This is a genomic window from Streptomyces sp. F63, from assembly GCF_018070345.1.
Lineage (GTDB): Bacteria > Actinomycetota > Actinomycetes > Streptomycetales > Streptomycetaceae > Streptomyces.
Genome location: NZ_JAGPXX010000016.1, coordinates 1 through 15,241, shown reverse-complemented (window position 1 = coordinate 15,241; position 15,241 = coordinate 1). Strand labels below are relative to the sequence as shown.

The following is a 15,241-nucleotide window of genomic DNA, read 5'->3' as shown; positions in this document are numbered from 1 at the left end:
TGGCAGGCTGCTGGAATCCAGCGGTTTCGAGTCGGAGGTGCGGCCTCGTGGCGTCTCATGTCAATCCCACGGTCAGGCGTCGCCGGTTGGGCCAGGAGCTGCGCCGGCTCCGCGAGCTCAAGGGCATGACGGCGGAGGCCGTCGCGGAGCGGCTGCTGGTGTCCCAGTCCAAGATCAGCAGGCTGGAGAACGGCCGCCGCAGCATCAGCCAGCGCGATGTGCGCGATCTCTGCCGGGTCTACGAGGTCGAGGACCAGCGCGTCGTCGACTCCCTGATGCAGATGGCCAAGGAGTCGCGGCAGCAGGGCTGGTGGCACGCCTTCGGCGACATTCCGTACAGCGTCTACATCGGCCTGGAGACGGACGCGGCGTCCGTCCGCAACTACGAGTCGCTGCTCGTGCCCGGGCTGCTCCAGACCCGCGAGTACGCCGAGGCCGTCATCGAGGGCATGGAGCCGGAGGCGGCCCCGGCCGACAAGGCCAAGCGGGTCGAGGTCCGGATGAAGCGGCAGGAGCGCATCCACGACCCCGTCTCGCCGCTGCGCTTCTGGGCCGTGGTGGACGAGTCGGCGCTGCGCCGGGTCGTCGGGAGCCCGCGCATCATGCGGGAACAACTGGAGCAGCTGATCGAGCTGAGCCACCGCCCGCACGTGACGGTGCAGGTGCTCCCGTACTCGGTGGGTGCGCACCCGGGCATGGTCGGCACCTTCTCCCTCCTGGAGTTCGCGGACGCGGCGGACTCCAGCGTGGTCTACCTGGAGGGCGTCACCAGCGACCTCTACCTGGAGAAGCACGCGGAGGTGCAGCACTACAGCGTGATGTACGAGCACCTGCGGGCCCAGGCCCACCATCCGGAGCGCACCCGGCAGCTCATGTCCCGAGTGGCCAAGGAGTACGCGGGCTGAGCGGCGGGCGGCCGGGCGGTGAGGAGACGGCCGGCGGAGGGGGAGGCCGGGCGGGCGGGGAGGCCGGACGGGGCCGTGGGAGTACCGTCTCCAGCCGTAGTCGGCCCGGGTGTCCGCCGGATGACATCCCGTCAACATGCGGATGACTTCGGGGCTGCGAGGCCGAGACAGGGTACACGCCCTGGTCCGGCGGCCGGCAGGATCACCGCATATGCCATTCGATCGGGTGATGGGGCTTCCGGACGGGGTGGGGTGAGCCCGTAGCGTCGCTCACGCCCCCGTCTCCCGGTGCCGCACGGCCCGGGTGCCGCGGGCGTCACATCAACCCGCGAAGCCATCGGAGCAATCATGGCTGTACCATCCTTCACCCCCGAAACCCCCCGCGTCCAGGGCCTCGACGGCGCCTGGCGGAAGTCGTCCCGCTCGGGCAACGGCAACTGCGTCGAGGTCGCCGCCCGGGTACCCGGAGCCGTCGCCGTCCGGGACTCCAAGGACGTCACCCGCCCGTCCCTGAGTTTCCCCGAGGTCTCCTGGCAGGTGTTCGTCACGGGCCTCGGCCACCGAACGGCCGGCCTGGGCTGACCACCCCACGCGGTGGCCGCGCCGTCGCCTCCCACGGGGGAACACACCCACCGGGCACCGCACGCACCACGCACCACGCACCACGCACCACGCATCACGCATCACCTGAGCTGAGCCCTCTCGACTGCGCCCGCCGTCCCGGCCGAGGGGGCTCGGCCGCCTTCCCCGCACCGCCTCCCTTGCACCGCCCTCCCTTGCACCGCCCTCCCCGCCGCGCCAGGCATCCGCGCCTGCGCACGCGCCCGTCCCGCGCCGCGCCGCGGGCGCGCCCGGTGCTACGCCCGCGGGTAGCGGGCCAGCCAGCCCGGGGAGGAGACCGCCGGCCCGTGCAGGGCCGGGCCCTGCGTCATCTCCATCGCGAAGTCGTCCGCCAGTTCCAGGATCGTCTGCCGCCCCTCCACCTCGGCCAGCCAGCCCGGCGGCAGGGCCGTCTCGCCGTGCAGCACCCCGAGGAGGCTGCCGCAGACGGAGCCGGTGGCGTCGGAGAGGCCGCCGTGGTTCACGGCGAGCAGCAGCCCGTGCCGGACGTCCTCCGCGACCAGGGCGCAGTAGAGGCCGATCGCCAGTGCCTCGTCCGCCGTGCGGCCCTCGCCCAGCGACTCGACGCGCGCCGCCGACGGCAGTCCCTGCCGCACGGCGCCGAGGGCCGCCTTGAGCGCCGCCGTCGTCTCCTCGTGGCCCGGCCGGGAGGCGATCTGCACCATGGCCTGCTGCACGGCCCGGTCGAGGCTGTCGCCGCGCCCCAGCCCGTGCACGACGACCGCGAACGCCCCGGCGGCCAGATAGCCCGTCGGATGGCCGTGCGTCTGTGCCCCGCACTCCACCGCGAGCTGGAAGACGAGCTGCGGCTCCCAGCCGACCAGCAGCCCGAACGGCGCCGAGCGGGCCAGCGCGCCGCAGCCTTTGTCCTCCGGGTTCTTCGGCTGGTCGAGGGTGCCCATCCGGTCGTCGGCGAGCCCGAGGAGACTGGCCCGGTCGGGGTCGCGGCGGGTGTAGAGCCACTCCTCCCGGGCCAGCCAGCCGTCCTCCGTCCGGCGTTCGTCCGGGCCCCACTCGTGCTGGGTGGCCGCCCAGCGCCGGTAGGCCCGGTGGAGGTCGGTCGGCGGGTGCCAGGCCCCGGTGTCCCGCCGGACCTGGGCCCGTATCAGCCCGTCGACGGTGAAGAGCGTCATCTGCGTCTCGTCGGTGACCGCGCCGCGCCGCCCGTGCACCGGGACGAGGTCCGTCAGGCCCTGCTGGCCGTGAGCAGTGCGGATGTCCGGGAGCGAGTCGCCGGAGACCCCCGCTCCGAGCGCGTCGCCGATGGCGCCCCCGAGGAGGCAGCCCCGCACCCGGCTCCGGAAGTCCTGTTGTTCGGCGCGGCCCCAGACGGCCGTGCGCACTGCGGTCACAGCGTTTCCTCCCGACGATGTACGCGCCGCCGGCGCGCGGTCCCCCCGCCATCTCTTCGGCGCGCAGCACTGTAGTGGACTGGTCCACACCTCCGGCCGGGCCGGATGCGGTTCCCGGGGGCGGCCGCGGCGCGCCCGCCCGGAGGTCCGCAACGCGCGTCAACCATCGTCACCCGTGCACCTTCCGTCCCGCTCGTCACACCGCCGCGGCCGTCACACCGCCGCGGCCGGGGCCCCGCCCCCGGCCGCTCAGTCGCCGAGGACCGGCAGCAGCTCCGGCAGATGCCCGTCGGAGGCGTCGGCCGCGGCCCGCCGCTCCGCCGGCACCTCGCCGTAGGTGGTGGTGCGGGGACGGGCCGGCCGGCCGGCGGCCTCGGCGATGGCCGTCAGCTCGCGCACCGAGCGGTACGAGCCGTAGGAGGAGCCCGCCATCCGGGAGATGGTCTCCTCCATCAGCGTGCCGCCGAGGTCGTTGGCGCCGGAGCGCAGCATCTCGGCGGCGCCCTCCGCGCCGAGCTTCACCCAGCTCGTCTGGATGTTGGGGATGTGCGGGTGGAGCAGCAGCCTCGCCATGGCGGTGACGGCCCGGTTGTCGCGCACGGTGGGCCCGGGCCGGGCGATGCCGGCGAGATAGACCGGGGCGTTGGTGTGGATGAACGGCAGGGTGACGAACTCGGTGAAGCCCGCCACCCCCTTCTCCAGCGCCTCCCGCTGCATCCCGGCGAGCAGCCGCAGATGGCCGAGCCAGTGGCGGGGCTGGTCCACATGCCCGTACATCATCGTGGAGGAGGAGCGGAGGCCCAGCTCGTGCGCCGTGCCGATCACCTCGACCCAGGTGGCGGCGGGCAGTTTGCCCTTGGTGAGCACCCAGCGGACCTCGTCGTCGAGGATCTCCGCGGCGGTGCCGGGGACCGAGTCGAGCCCGGCCTCCTTCGCGGCCGTCAGCCACTCCCGGACCGGCATACCGGTCCGGGAGGCGCCGTTGACGATCTCCATCGGCGAGAAGGCGTGGACGTGCATCCCCGGCACCCGGTCCTTCACGGCACGGGCGATGTCGAAGTAGGCCGTGCCGGGCAGGTCCGGGTGGATGCCGCCCTGCATGCAGACCTCGACGGCGCCCACGTCCCAGGCCTGCGCGGCCCGGTCGGCGACCTGCTCCAGGGAGAGGGTGTACGCGTCGGCGTCGGTGCGGCGCTGCGCGAAGGCGCAGAAACGGCAGCCGGTGTAGCAGACGTTGGTGAAGTTGATGTTGCGGGTGACGATGTACGTCACCTCGTCGCCGACGACGGAGCGGCGCAGGTCGTCGGCGACGGAGCAGAGGGCGTCCAGGGCGGGCCCGTCCGCGTGCAGCAGGGCCAGCGCCTCGGCGTCGGTGAGCCGGGTCGGGTCATCGGCGGCGGTGGCCAGCGCGGAGCGCACGTCGGCGTCGATGCGGGACGGGGCCATGCCCGGGGCGGCCGCCTCGCGCAGCGCGCCCCAGTCGCCGTACACCGCGTCGAAGTCCGCGCGGCGGTCCGTGGTGCGGCCCTCGGTGTCGATGGTGCGGTGCAGATCGGTGCGGCCGGTGGCGGTGAACGGCTCGTCCGGCTCCTGCCAGGGCAGGCCGGACGGCGTGACGCCCTCGCGGGCCAGGCCGGTCTCCGGGTCGGCGAGCGCGGTGACGTGCGGCAGCAGGCGCGGGTCGAGCCAGGGCTCGCCGCGCCGGATGAACTCCGGGTAGACGGTGAGGCGTTCGCGGAGTTCGAACCCGGCGTCGGCGGTGCGCGCGGCCAGCTCGTCGAGGTGCGGCCAGGGGCGCTCCGGGTTGACGTGGTCGGGGGTGAGCGGGGAGACCCCGCCCCAGTCGTCGATGCCCGCGCCGATCAGCAGGGCGTACTCGGCGTCCACGAGGTTCGGCGGGGCCTGGATCCGGGCCGAGGGGCCGAGGACGTGCCGGGCCACGGCGACGGCCGCGGCCAGCTCCTCCAGCTCCGCGTCGGGCATGCCGCGCATCGCCGTGTCCGGCTTGGCGCGGAAGTTCTGGACGATGACCTCCTGGATGCCGTGGTGGGCGCGGGCCGTGCGGCGCAGCGCGAACAGCGACTCGGCGCGCTCCTCGTACGTCTCCCCGATGCCGATGAGGACGCCGGTGGTGAAGGGCACGTTGGAGCGGCCCGCGTCCTCCAGCACCCGCAGCCGCACCGCCGGTTCCTTGTCGGGCGAGCCGTGGTGCGGGCCGCCGGGCTCGGACCAGAGGCGGGTGGCCGTCGTCTCCAGCATCATCCCCATGGACGGGGCGACGGGCTTGAGCCGCTGAAGGTCCGTCCAGGACAGCACGCCCGGGTTGAGGTGCGGGAGGAGGCCGGTCTCCTCCAGGACGCGGACCGCCATGGCGCGGACGTACGACAGCGTGTCGTCGTAGCCGTGCGCCTCCAGCCACGCGCGGGCCTCGGGCCAGCGGTCCTCCGGGCGGTCGCCGAGTGTGAACAGGGCTTCCTTGCAGCCGAGTCCGGCGCCGCGGCGGGCGATGTCCAGCACCTCGTCCGGGGAGAGGAACATGCCCTCCCCGGCGCGGCGCAGCCTGCCGGGGACCGTGGCGAAAGTGCAGTAGTGGCACCGGTCGCGGCAGAGGCGGGTGAGCGGGATGAAGACCTTGCGGGAGTAGGTGATGACGCCGGGGCGGCCGACCGCGGCCAGCCCGGCGTCCCGGACGCGGGCGGCCGAGGCGGCCAGGTCGGCCAGGTCGGCGCCGCGGGCCCGCAGCAGGACGGCTGCCTCGGCGGTGTCGAGGGCCACGCCGTCGCGGGCCCGCCTGAGGGCCCGCCGCATGGCGTTGGCGGTGGGAGCGGCCTCCGCTCCGGGTGTCTCGGTGCCGTGCTCGCTCGTGGTCATCACCCGAGCGTATGCGGACCACGGGCGGACCCGGAGGGGCGGGGCGGCCCGGCCCGGAGGACGGGAGGGGAGCCGTCGGCCCGGCAGGCGGGAGGAAAGCCGCCCGCGGCGCGGGCCGAGAGGAGCGCGGGCCCGGGCACGAGCACAGGCGCGGGCCCGGGCTCGGGCTCGGGCTCGGGCGCGGGCGCGAGCACGGACGCGGAAGGCGCTGGCTCGGGCTCGGGCGGCGCGGGCCCGGGCACGAGCACAGGCGCGGACGCGGACGGCACGGGTTCGGGCTCGGGCGGCGCGGGCTCGGGCGGCGCGGGCCGGGGCAGAGCGCGGGCCGGGGCAGAGCACGGGCACAGGCAGCACCGGCGATCCGGCCAGGACCGGGGCGCAACACGGGCACGGACACCGGCAGCGCGGGCAATCCGGGACGGCGCCTGGCACGAGAACAGGCACAGGCACCGACAGCGCGGGCAGCACCGGCGATCCGGACCAAGCCGGGGCGCAGCACGGGCACGGACACCGGCACGGACACCGGCAGCGCGGGCGGTCCGCGACAGGGCCGGCACGGGCACGGGCGGAGCCACGGGACCAGGACCACCATGACCTCATTCGCGGGAAATCGGCCACCGGCCTTCCGTTCAGCGCTTGTTCACGGCTCAATACCAGGGTCGGGGTCGTGGCGTCGGGGACGGGTGCAAAATCCGGGGCCGACGACCGGGACGTTCCGGAACCGCGCCCGGGACGGGCGGCCGCTCCCGGCCCGGCGCCGCGCGCCGCCGGTCCGGCCCAGTCGTTCACGGCACCACGCACCGCCGCTCGGCGCACAGGCGTTCAGCGCCCGGCCGCTCGACCGCTCAGCCGCTCGACCACCCGACCACCCGACCACCCGACCGCTCAGCCGCTCAGCGACTCGACCGCTCAGCCACTCGACTGCCGGCCGCCCGACGGTCGGCCGCACCGGACACCACCCGTTCGTCCACCGCATCGCACCGGCACACCAGGCCGTGAAAGCGCTCGCACTTGCACCCGCACCCACACCCGCACCCACACCCACACCCACCGACACTCCCTGGGGGCCGCGTTGAAGGACCGGAACGTGCACACCGAGGCGCTGGGACGGCGCGGGCTGCTGCGGGCGTCCGCCGCGACGGGGGCCGCGGCCGCTCTGACCGCGACGGCCGCGGGATCCCCCGCCTCGGCGGCCGCGGGCCCCGGCGGCGCGGGCACCGCCGGTACGGCCGCAGCGCCGGGGGACATCACGGGCCGGGACGGTACGGAGACGAGAACGGTCCGGGGCCGGCTGGAGCCCGGTGCGCCGGACTACGTCTACGTTCCGGTGGAGGTCCCCGCGGGCATCCGCGAACTCGCCGTCTCCTACCGCTACGACAAGCCGTCCGTGCCCGCCGGGACCCCCGGCAACGCCCTCGACATCGGCATCTTCGACGAGCGCGGCACCGCACCCGGCGGCCGCGGTTTCCGGGGCTGGTCGGGCGGCTTCCGCACGGAGTTCGCGATCAGCGCGGAACGGGCCACCCCGGGCTATCTGCCGGGCCCGGTGCGACCCGGCACCTGGCAGGTGGTGCTCGCCCCGTACACCGTCGCTCCGCAGGGCCTGGAGTACGAGCTCACCGTCACGCTGCGGCCCGGCCCGGCGGGCGAGACACCGCAGCCGGTGTACCCGCCGCCGCGGGCGAAGGGGCGCGGGCGTGCCTGGTACCGCGGCGACTGCCATCTGCACACCGTGTACTCCGACGGCCGGCGCACCCCGGCCGAGGTGGCCGCCGCCGCGCGGTCCGCCGGGCTGGACTTCATCACGACCACCGAGCACAACACCCACGCCGGCCATGCCGCGTGGGAGGGCCTGTGGGGTGACGATCTGCTGATCATGACCGGTGAGGAGGTCACCACCCGCAACGGCCACGTCCTGGCCCTCGGCATCGACCCGGGCACGTTCGTCGACTGGCGCTACCGGGCACGCGACAACGCCTTCGGCCGGCACGCCGCGCGGATCCGGCGGGCGGGCGGCCTGGTGGTCCCCGCGCATCCGCATGCCGTCTGCGTCGGCTGCGGCTGGAAGTTCGGACCGGCAGAGGCGGACGCGCTGGAGGTGTGGAACGGCCCGTTCACCCCGGACGACGAGGTGTCGGTCGCCGCGTGGGACAGCGCCCTCGCCGCCGCGGCCCAGGACCCGTTCCGGCGCCCGGGGCACGACACGCGGCCGGGCCGGCGCCCCGGGCCGGCCGGTCCCGGCTGGCTCCCCGCCATCGGCAACAGCGACGCCCACCGCGAGGGCCAGGACGTCGGCCTGCCGCAGACCGTGGTGCTGGCCGAGGACCTGTCGCGGGAGGCGGTCCTGGCCGGCATCCGGGCGGGCCGCTGCTGGATCGCGGAGTCCTCGGAGGTCGGTCTGTCCTTCTCCGTGACCGACGGCCGCGGACGGCGCGCGGGCATCGGGGAACGGCTGCGCGCCGCCCCGGACGCGGAGGTGACCGCCCGGCTGGAGGTCTCGGGCGCCCCCGGCTGCTCGGTGCGGCTCATCACCGACCAGGGGCAGTTGTACGCCACGGCGCTGCCCGCAGCGGGCACCGGCAGCGCCGAGTGGCGGACCACTCCCCGGTACGCGGCCTACGTACGGGCGGAGGTGCGGCATCCCGCGTCGGACGGCGGCGCCTCCGGGCTGCCGGGCCCGATGGCGGCCATGACCAACCCGGTCTTCCTCGGCCGGGAGTGAGCGGGACCACCCCGCCCGCTTCCGGTCCGTCCGCGTTGCGCCGCGTTCGTCCAAGTGGAGCATTAATGTGCATGACGCGGCCGGTGGCGGGCACCGGGTAGCGCATGAGTGCTCTGCGATGGATCGCCCGCCCCTTGTTGGCCTCCTATTTCGTCTACAGCGGCATCAACACGCTGCGCAATCCCGAAGCCGTGGTCCCGGCCGCCGAGACCGTGGTCGGACCGATCAGCGAACGCGTCGACCTCCCCCTGGAGAACACCGAGCAAGCCGTAAGGATCAACAGCGCCGTCCACATCGCGGCGGGGACCCTGCTGGGGCTCGGCAAGTTCCCCCGGCTGTCCGCGCTGGCCCTCGCCGGCAGCCTGGTGCCGACGACGCTGGCGGGCCACCGCTTCTGGGAAGCCGAGGATCCCGAGGAGAGGACCCGGCAGCGGATGGACTTCCTGAAGAACGCGTCGCTGCTCGGCGGGCTGCTGGCCGCCGCGGCCGACATCGGCAGCCGGCCCTCGCTGAACTGGCGCGCGCAGCACGCCGCCCACACCGCCCGCCGGGAGATGAACCTGGTCCGCCGCACCGCCATGGCCGCCGGCAAGCGGCCACGCGTCCGGCGCACGGCCCCGGCGCTGCCGGTCAAGGCCCGCGCCAAGGGCGCCTCCAAGGGCGCCGGGAAGGCGCTGCACGCCGCCACCGCGCCGGTGAAGTCCCAGGCCAAGGCCACGTCCGCCGGGGCCTCCAAGGCGGTGCGCGGTACGACCGCCACGGTGAAGCCGCAGGTGAAGGCCGCCTCGAAGGCGGTGTCCACGACCGCCTCCCGCACCGCCTCCGCCACGGCCGGCACGGCCTCCCGCACCGCCTCCCGCACCGCCTCCGCCGCGGCCGGCACGCTGAGCGGCACGGCCGGCGGCCTGAAGGGCCGACTGAAGCAGGGCTCCCGCCGCGCCGGGGCGCTGCGCGGCGGACGCGGACGCGGGCCGCTCTCGTCCCGGCTCTCCCGCTCGTCCCGGCTCTCCCGCTCGTCCCTGCCGTCCCGCTCGTCCCTGCCGTCCCGCTCGTCCCTGCCGTCCCGCTCGTCCCGGTCGGCCCTGCCGTCCCGGCCGTCGCTGCCGTCGCTGCCGTCCCGCTCCGCGCTGCCGTCCCTGCCGTCGCTGTCCTCCCGCTCGGCGCGCCCGTTCAAGCCGTCGCCGCTGCTGTCGCGCAACGGCCACGGCGGCGGGCGCAACGGCGGCGCGCGGAAGGCCCCGAACACGCAGGCGCTGCGGAAGCTCGTCGGCGCGGGCCGCTGACCCGGGCCCGGACCGCCGCCCCCGACCCGGCGGTTCGGGCGCGGACCCTCCGGCCCGGAGCCGTCGCTCCGGTCCCCTTCCTCCCGGTCGGTGTCCCGGCCCCTTCCTCCCGGCCGGTGTCTCCCGGCCGCCGCGAGGCCCCGCCGGTCAGGCCGGTCAGGCCGGTCAGGCCGGTCAGGAGTGCCGCGGCGCGCGGGCCGGCACCGCCCGGACCCAGGTGCCGTCCTCCGTCGCGTACGACTCCACGGCCAGCCCCGCCCCGGCGAGCGCCGCCTCGAACTCCCGCGGCGTCAGCGGGCGGGACAAGAACGTCTGGGTCCACCGCGCGCCGGGGAAGTCGTACTCGCATCGGATCGCGTTCACGCCGGGGCCGGCCGGCTCGGCCGAGACGACACGGATGACGCCCCCTCCGGCGACCCGCCGCTCCCGGGGCACCCGCGTGTGCGCGTCCTCCGGCTCCCGCTGGATCAGCACCACCCCGTCCTCCGCGACATGGCGGCGGCAGGCGCGCAGCAGCCCCTGCCGCACCTCCGGATCCCCGGCGTGGACCAGGAACGAGGCGAGCATCACCACACCGAACCGGGTCCCGAGGTCCAGTTCCTCGATCGGGGAGCAGACCGTGCGCGCGCCCCGCACCCGTTCCAGCATCTCGGGTGACTCGTCGACGGCCGTGACCGTGAATCCGCGGTCCAGCAACGCGTGCGTCACCCGACCGGTACCGCAGCCCAGTTCGAGGATGTGGGCCCCGGCGGGCACCAGACGCGCGATGACGTCCGGTTCGTCCCCCACCGGCAGCCGTTCGTAGAGCTCCACCGCGCAGCCGTCCGGGGTGATCGACCCGGGGCCCGTTCCGTCGTATCCGGCGCGCCTGCGCCGTCCGGTCTCCGCCGTATCCGCCGTATCCGCCGTCTCCGTCATGACGCCATCCCACTCCACCGGACGCCGGATGTCGATTCCCCGGCCCGTACCGGAACGGCCCGGCGGGCACCGGTGTGGCCGAATCGGCGGGGTGGCGCCCGGGTGCCCCCCTCCACCAGAGTGGTGGTTAACCGGAAGTTCAACTACCGCTGTTCGCATGGCGTCATCTCACCCCGGGCCACGGACCGGCCACCGCTCGTGACAGGCTGGGCCGACCATGCGTCAGGTATACGAACTCACGGTTGCTGTACGGGCCTTGTGGAGACCTGACGCCTCTACTGACGCCGGAGTCACGAGCAAGGCAAACTGACCTGTGCGCGGGACAACTCTGACAGCAGGGGGCAGCGATGGACGGTGACAGCGGAACGGGCACCCTGCGCTTCACGGTGCTCGGTCCCGTACGGGCGTGGCGCGGGGAGGAGCAGCTGCCCCCCGGCTCCCCCCAGCAACGCGCCCTGCTCGCCGCCCTGCTGCTGCGCCGCGGCCGCACCGCCACCGCCGCCGAACTGGTCGACGCCCTGTGGGGCGAGGAGCCGCCGGACGCGGCGCTCGCCGCCCTGCGCACCTACGCCTCCCGGCTGCGCAAGTCCTTCGGGCCGGACGCCGGAGCCACCCTCGTGAGCGAGTCCGGCGGTTACGCGATCCGGGTCGCCCCCGGCGGGCTCGACCTGACAGTCGCCGAGGAGTACGCCCAGAAGGCCGACAAGGCCCGGCACAACGGCGACCGCGGCTCCGCCCGCGACCTGCTGGCCGCCGCCCTCGACCTGTGGGACGGCGAGCCGCTGGCCGGCCTGCCCGGCCCCTACGCCGAGGGGCAGCGCAGCCGCCTCGGGGAGTGGCGGCTCCAGCTCACCGAGTCCCGCATCGAACTGGACCTGGAGGCCGGCCGGCACGCCGAGGTCGTCTCCGAGCTGACCGCCCTCACCGCCGAGCAGCCGTTGCGCGAGCGGCTGCGCGCCCAGCTGATGCTGGCCCTCTACCGCAGCGGCCGGCAGGCCGAGGCGCTCGCCGTCTACGCCGACACGCGCAGGCTGCTCGCCGAGGAGCTGGGCGTGGACCCGACCGGTGAGCTCCAGGAGCTGCACCAGGGCATCCTGGAGGCCGACGGCCAGCTGGACGCGCCCGCGCCGTGCGACACCGGCGAGCCGGGCGGCCCCTCCCCGCACGCCGTGGTCCGCCCGGCGCAACTGCCCGCCTCCGTACCGGACTTCACCGGCCGGGCCGGTTTCGTCGGCGAGCTGGGCGAACAACTCGCCACCGCCGAGGGCCGGATCATGGCGGTCTCCGCCGTCGCGGGCATCGGCGGCGTCGGCAAGACGACCCTCGCCGTGCACGTCGCCCACACCGCCCGCGAGCGCTTCCCCGACGGCCAGCTCTACGTGGACCTGCAGGGCGCGGGCCCGCGCCCGGCCGAGCCCGAGGCCGTCCTCGGCTCCTTCCTGCGCTCCCTGGGCTGCTCCGACTCCGCCATCCCGAAGTCCCTCGACGAGCGCTCCGCGCTGTACCGCTCGGTGCTGGACGGCCGCCGGGTGCTCGTCCTGCTGGACAACGCCCGCGACGCCGCCCAGATCCGGCCGCTGCTGCCCGGCACCGAGGGCTGCGCCGCGCTGATCACCAGCCGGGTACGGATGGTGGACCTGGCCGGGGCGCACCTGGTGGACCTGGACGTGATGAGTCCGGAGGAGGCCCTCCAGCTCTTCACGAAGATCGTCGGGGTGGAGCGGGTCGCGGCCGAGCGGGAAGCGGCCCTCGACGTGGTCGCCGCCTGCGGCTTCCTGCCGCTCGCCATCCGCATCGCCGCCTCCCGCCTCGCCTCCCGCCGCACCTGGACGGTCTCCGTCCTCGCCGCGAAGCTGGGCGACGAACGGCGCCGCCTCGACGAGCTCCAGGCCGGCGACCTGGCCGTCAAGGCCACCTTCGAACTCGGCTACAGCCAGCTGGAACCCCAGCAGGCCCGCGCCTTCCGCCTGCTGGGCCTGGCCGACGGCCCGGACATCTCCCTGGCGGCGGCCGCCGCGATGCTCGACCTCGACCCGTACGAGACGGAGGAGCTGCTGGAGTCCCTGGTCGACACCTCGCTGCTCGAATCCGCCGCCCCCGGCCGCTACCGCTTCCACGACCTCGTCCGGCTCTACGCGCGTGCCTGCGCCGAACGGGACGAGCACCCGCCGACGGAGCGCGAGGCGGCGCTGTCGCGCCTGCTGGACTTCTACCTGGCGACGGCGGCCGAGATGTACGCGCTGGAGCGGCCGGGCGACCGTATCCTCGCCCACGCGGCACCCACTGCTCACCGCGGTCTGACGTTCGCCGACCGCGACACGGCCCTCGAATGGCTGTTCTCCGAGGCCCGCTGCCTGCTCGCGTGCGCGCACCAGTCCACGGGCGAGGCCGCACTGCGGCGCGCCGTGGACCTCCTCATGCTGGCCAAGGACCTCGCCGAGTCGGGTGCGGACTCCCGCGCCTACGAACAGGCGACCGTGGCCCTGCGCGACGCGGCGCGGGCCACCGGCGACCGGCAGGCGGAGGCGCGGGCGAGCACCGCGCTGACCAACATGTACAGCCTGGCGGGCCGCTTCGCCGAGGCCGAGGAGCAGGCCAGGAACGCCATGGAGACCGGAAGCCTCGTGGGCGACCCGGTGTCCGCTGGCTACGCGCCCAACGACCGCGCGATCATCGCGATCTACGAGAACCGCCACGAGGACGCGGAATCCTACCTCCAGCAGGCGCTGGACGCGTTCCTCGCCGACGGCAACGAGACCTCTGCGGCCAGCGCGCTCAGCAACCTGTCCCGGACCCACCTCAACACCGGCCGCGTCGACAGCGCCGTGGCGCTCGCCGAACGGGCCGTGTCCATCTACCGCCGACAGGGCGTGGCCATGCGGCTGGCCAACGGCAAGTACGCCCTCGGCCTCGCCCTGACAAGGGCCGACCGGTTCGAGCAGGCCCACAGGGAGCTGACCGAGGCGCTGACCATCTTCCGCACCAGCCGCCAGCGCTTGTGGGAGGGCATGACCCACTTCCGCCTCGCAGAGCTCCAGTTGGCGGCTGGGAAGCCGGGACACGCGGCCAGCCTCGCCGAACAGGCGCTCGCGGTGCTCCGCGGTGTAGGCGGCGAGTGGCGCAGGGCCAACGCCCTGACGCTGCTCGGGCGGGCCCTGAACGGCATCGGGCAGCTCGACCGCGCGCGGGTCTGCTGGCAGGAGGCCCTGGGGGTGTACGAGCGGCTCGGTTCTCCGGAAGCCACCGAGGTGCGCCGACTTCTCCAGCCGCTCGCCCCGGCCGCGTAACCGGGGCCCGGAGGCCCGCGCGACCATGGGCCGGAGAGCTGCGGCAAGGGTTGCGGCGACGGTTGCAGCGAACGTTTATCGATCGTTCATCGGCTCCGGCGATGCTTGAGTCATGCCGGATCGCCGCAACGGGGGGCAGGCGGTCCGGCCAGGTAGCCCCACCCCGACAGCGGGGTGAGCGGCCCTGAGGACCCGTCCGGCAACCGTCGGGGGAGTTGCCGGACGGGTCATTCGGCCCCTGGCTACAGACGAACGGAGTATCTGCCATGACCGTCGAGAAGACGCCGAAGAAGAAGTCGGGCGACCTGAAGCCGCTGGACAACCACGCCACGGGCGGCGGTGACCTCACCCCGCAGGACAACCACGCGACGGGGGGCGACCTCACCACCCAGGACAACCACGCCACGGGTGACGAGAAGGACTAGACGATACCGACGGGGGATCGGGGGACCCGGGGGAACGGCCGCGGCGGCGCGGAGGGGAGCCGCCGCGGCCGTCGCATGTCCGGCCACCTTTCTAAAGAGACCGCCTCTTTGGTCATGCTTCGGCAGAATTCAGCCAAGGTCGGAGTATTTCCATCAACCTGGTCCCCCGTGGGGGCAAAACCGCGTTGCCACCCCGATGAAGGAGAAGGAATGACACGCACGAAGAGGCTGCTCATGGCCTGCGCAGCGGCAGCGGCCCTGGCACTCGCAGCGGCGGCGCCGGCGGCCGCCGACAACCACACGACGGGTGGCACAGCGACCCCACAGGACAACCACTCCACGGTGCCCCCCATCCGGTAGTCCGGGTTCCGTGAGCGTGCCGAGGGCCGAGCCGTCACGGTTCGGCCCTCGGCGCATGCGTATCAGCGACCTCAAAAACGCGGTAGCCAACGTGCGCCCCCTGTGGATCGGCGTCGTCTCAGAGAGCCTCGCGTTACCGCCACCAGAACCAGACATCCGTTGACCAATTCCAGCCAGTCAGCAGGGCGAATGCACAAATGGCACTACCATCACTCCTGACTCGACAGCCCCACACTGAAAACACGAGGAGTCACATAATTCGCGTGAGGCGTACGCTGGCCACTCTCGCCATCACTGCAGCAGCGGTGGGCGGCGCCGCCACTCCGGCTATGGCGAGTGGCAACTACTCCGCCTGTGACAACCACATGACCTGCGGTGTGGCTCCCCTGGACAACCACATGACCGTGGCCCCCCTGGACAACCACATGACCTGAAGCGTCCGCTCCATTGGCGTCGTGCTATAAGCGCCGTGTCCCCGCTGCCAGCTGGCAGCGGGG

The 15,241-nt window shown here is 74.3% G+C and carries 11 protein-coding genes; 8 read left to right on the top strand and 3 right to left on the bottom strand.

The window, feature by feature from the left end; genetic code table 11:
• Positions 1 to 47: 47 nt before the first annotated feature.
• Positions 48 to 905: a helix-turn-helix transcriptional regulator gene (locus tag KBZ10_RS17540; protein WP_210988583.1), complete on the top strand. Its 858-nt coding sequence runs from the start codon at positions 48 to 50 to the stop codon at positions 903 to 905.
• 348 nt (positions 906 to 1,253) lie between these two features.
• Positions 1,254 to 1,487 carry a DUF397 domain-containing protein gene (locus tag KBZ10_RS17535; protein ID WP_210988582.1) on the top strand — a complete coding sequence of 78 codons (234 nt, stop codon included), beginning with the start codon at positions 1,254 to 1,256 and terminating at the stop codon, positions 1,485 to 1,487.
• 275 nt (positions 1,488 to 1,762) lie between these two features.
• On the opposite strand, the gene KBZ10_RS17530 is transcribed toward KBZ10_RS17535, so the two are convergent.
• Both KBZ10_RS17530 and KBZ10_RS17525 read right to left on the bottom strand, forming a co-directional pair.
• Positions 1,763 to 2,878, bottom strand: coding sequence for an ADP-ribosylglycohydrolase family protein (locus KBZ10_RS17530; RefSeq protein ID WP_210988581.1), 1,116 nt, complete (start codon positions 2,876 to 2,878; stop codon positions 1,763 to 1,765).
• Positions 2,879 to 3,127: 249 nt separating this feature from the next.
• Positions 3,128 to 5,749, bottom strand: a complete 2,622-nt coding sequence (locus KBZ10_RS17525; RefSeq protein WP_210988580.1) for a bifunctional FO biosynthesis protein CofGH — start codon at positions 5,747 to 5,749, stop codon at positions 3,128 to 3,130.
• 1,072 nt (positions 5,750 to 6,821) lie between these two features.
• Here KBZ10_RS17525 and KBZ10_RS17520 point away from each other — a divergent pair.
• Together KBZ10_RS17520 and KBZ10_RS29535 are read left to right on the top strand one after the other, a co-directional pair.
• Positions 6,822 to 8,471, top strand: coding sequence for a CehA/McbA family metallohydrolase (locus KBZ10_RS17520; protein WP_374223368.1), 1,650 nt, complete (start codon positions 6,822 to 6,824; stop codon positions 8,469 to 8,471).
• 104 nt (positions 8,472 to 8,575) lie between these two features.
• Positions 8,576 to 9,754, top strand: a complete 1,179-nt coding sequence (locus KBZ10_RS29535; protein WP_247702544.1) for a DoxX family membrane protein — start codon at positions 8,576 to 8,578, stop codon at positions 9,752 to 9,754.
• Positions 9,755 to 9,928: 174 nt separating this feature from the next.
• Here KBZ10_RS29535 and KBZ10_RS17510 read toward each other — a convergent pair whose 3' ends face one another.
• Complete coding sequence (locus KBZ10_RS17510) at positions 9,929 to 10,672, bottom strand: bifunctional 2-polyprenyl-6-hydroxyphenol methylase/3-demethylubiquinol 3-O-methyltransferase UbiG (protein WP_210988579.1); 744 nt, start codon at positions 10,670 to 10,672, stop codon at positions 9,929 to 9,931.
• A gap of 347 nt (positions 10,673 to 11,019) precedes the next feature.
• Here KBZ10_RS17510 and KBZ10_RS17505 point away from each other — a divergent pair, with 347 nt between their 5' ends.
• The 4 genes from KBZ10_RS17505 to KBZ10_RS17490 all read left to right on the top strand — a co-directional run bounded on the left by KBZ10_RS17505 (position 11,020) and on the right by KBZ10_RS17490 (position 15,178).
• Positions 11,020 to 13,959, top strand: a complete 2,940-nt coding sequence (locus KBZ10_RS17505) for a BTAD domain-containing putative transcriptional regulator (protein WP_210988578.1) — start codon at positions 11,020 to 11,022, stop codon at positions 13,957 to 13,959.
• Positions 13,960 to 14,225: 266 nt separating this feature from the next.
• Positions 14,226 to 14,384 carry a sigma-like protein gene (locus KBZ10_RS17500; RefSeq protein WP_210988577.1) on the top strand — a complete coding sequence of 53 codons (159 nt, stop codon included), beginning with the start codon at positions 14,226 to 14,228 and terminating at the stop codon, positions 14,382 to 14,384.
• A gap of 210 nt (positions 14,385 to 14,594) precedes the next feature.
• Positions 14,595 to 14,744 carry a hypothetical protein gene (locus KBZ10_RS17495; RefSeq protein ID WP_210988576.1) on the top strand — a complete coding sequence of 50 codons (150 nt, stop codon included), beginning with the start codon at positions 14,595 to 14,597 and terminating at the stop codon, positions 14,742 to 14,744.
• Positions 14,745 to 15,007: 263 nt separating this feature from the next.
• Complete coding sequence (locus tag KBZ10_RS17490) at positions 15,008 to 15,178, top strand: hypothetical protein (protein ID WP_210988575.1); 171 nt, start codon at positions 15,008 to 15,010, stop codon at positions 15,176 to 15,178.
• Positions 15,179 to 15,241: the final 63 nt, after the last annotated feature.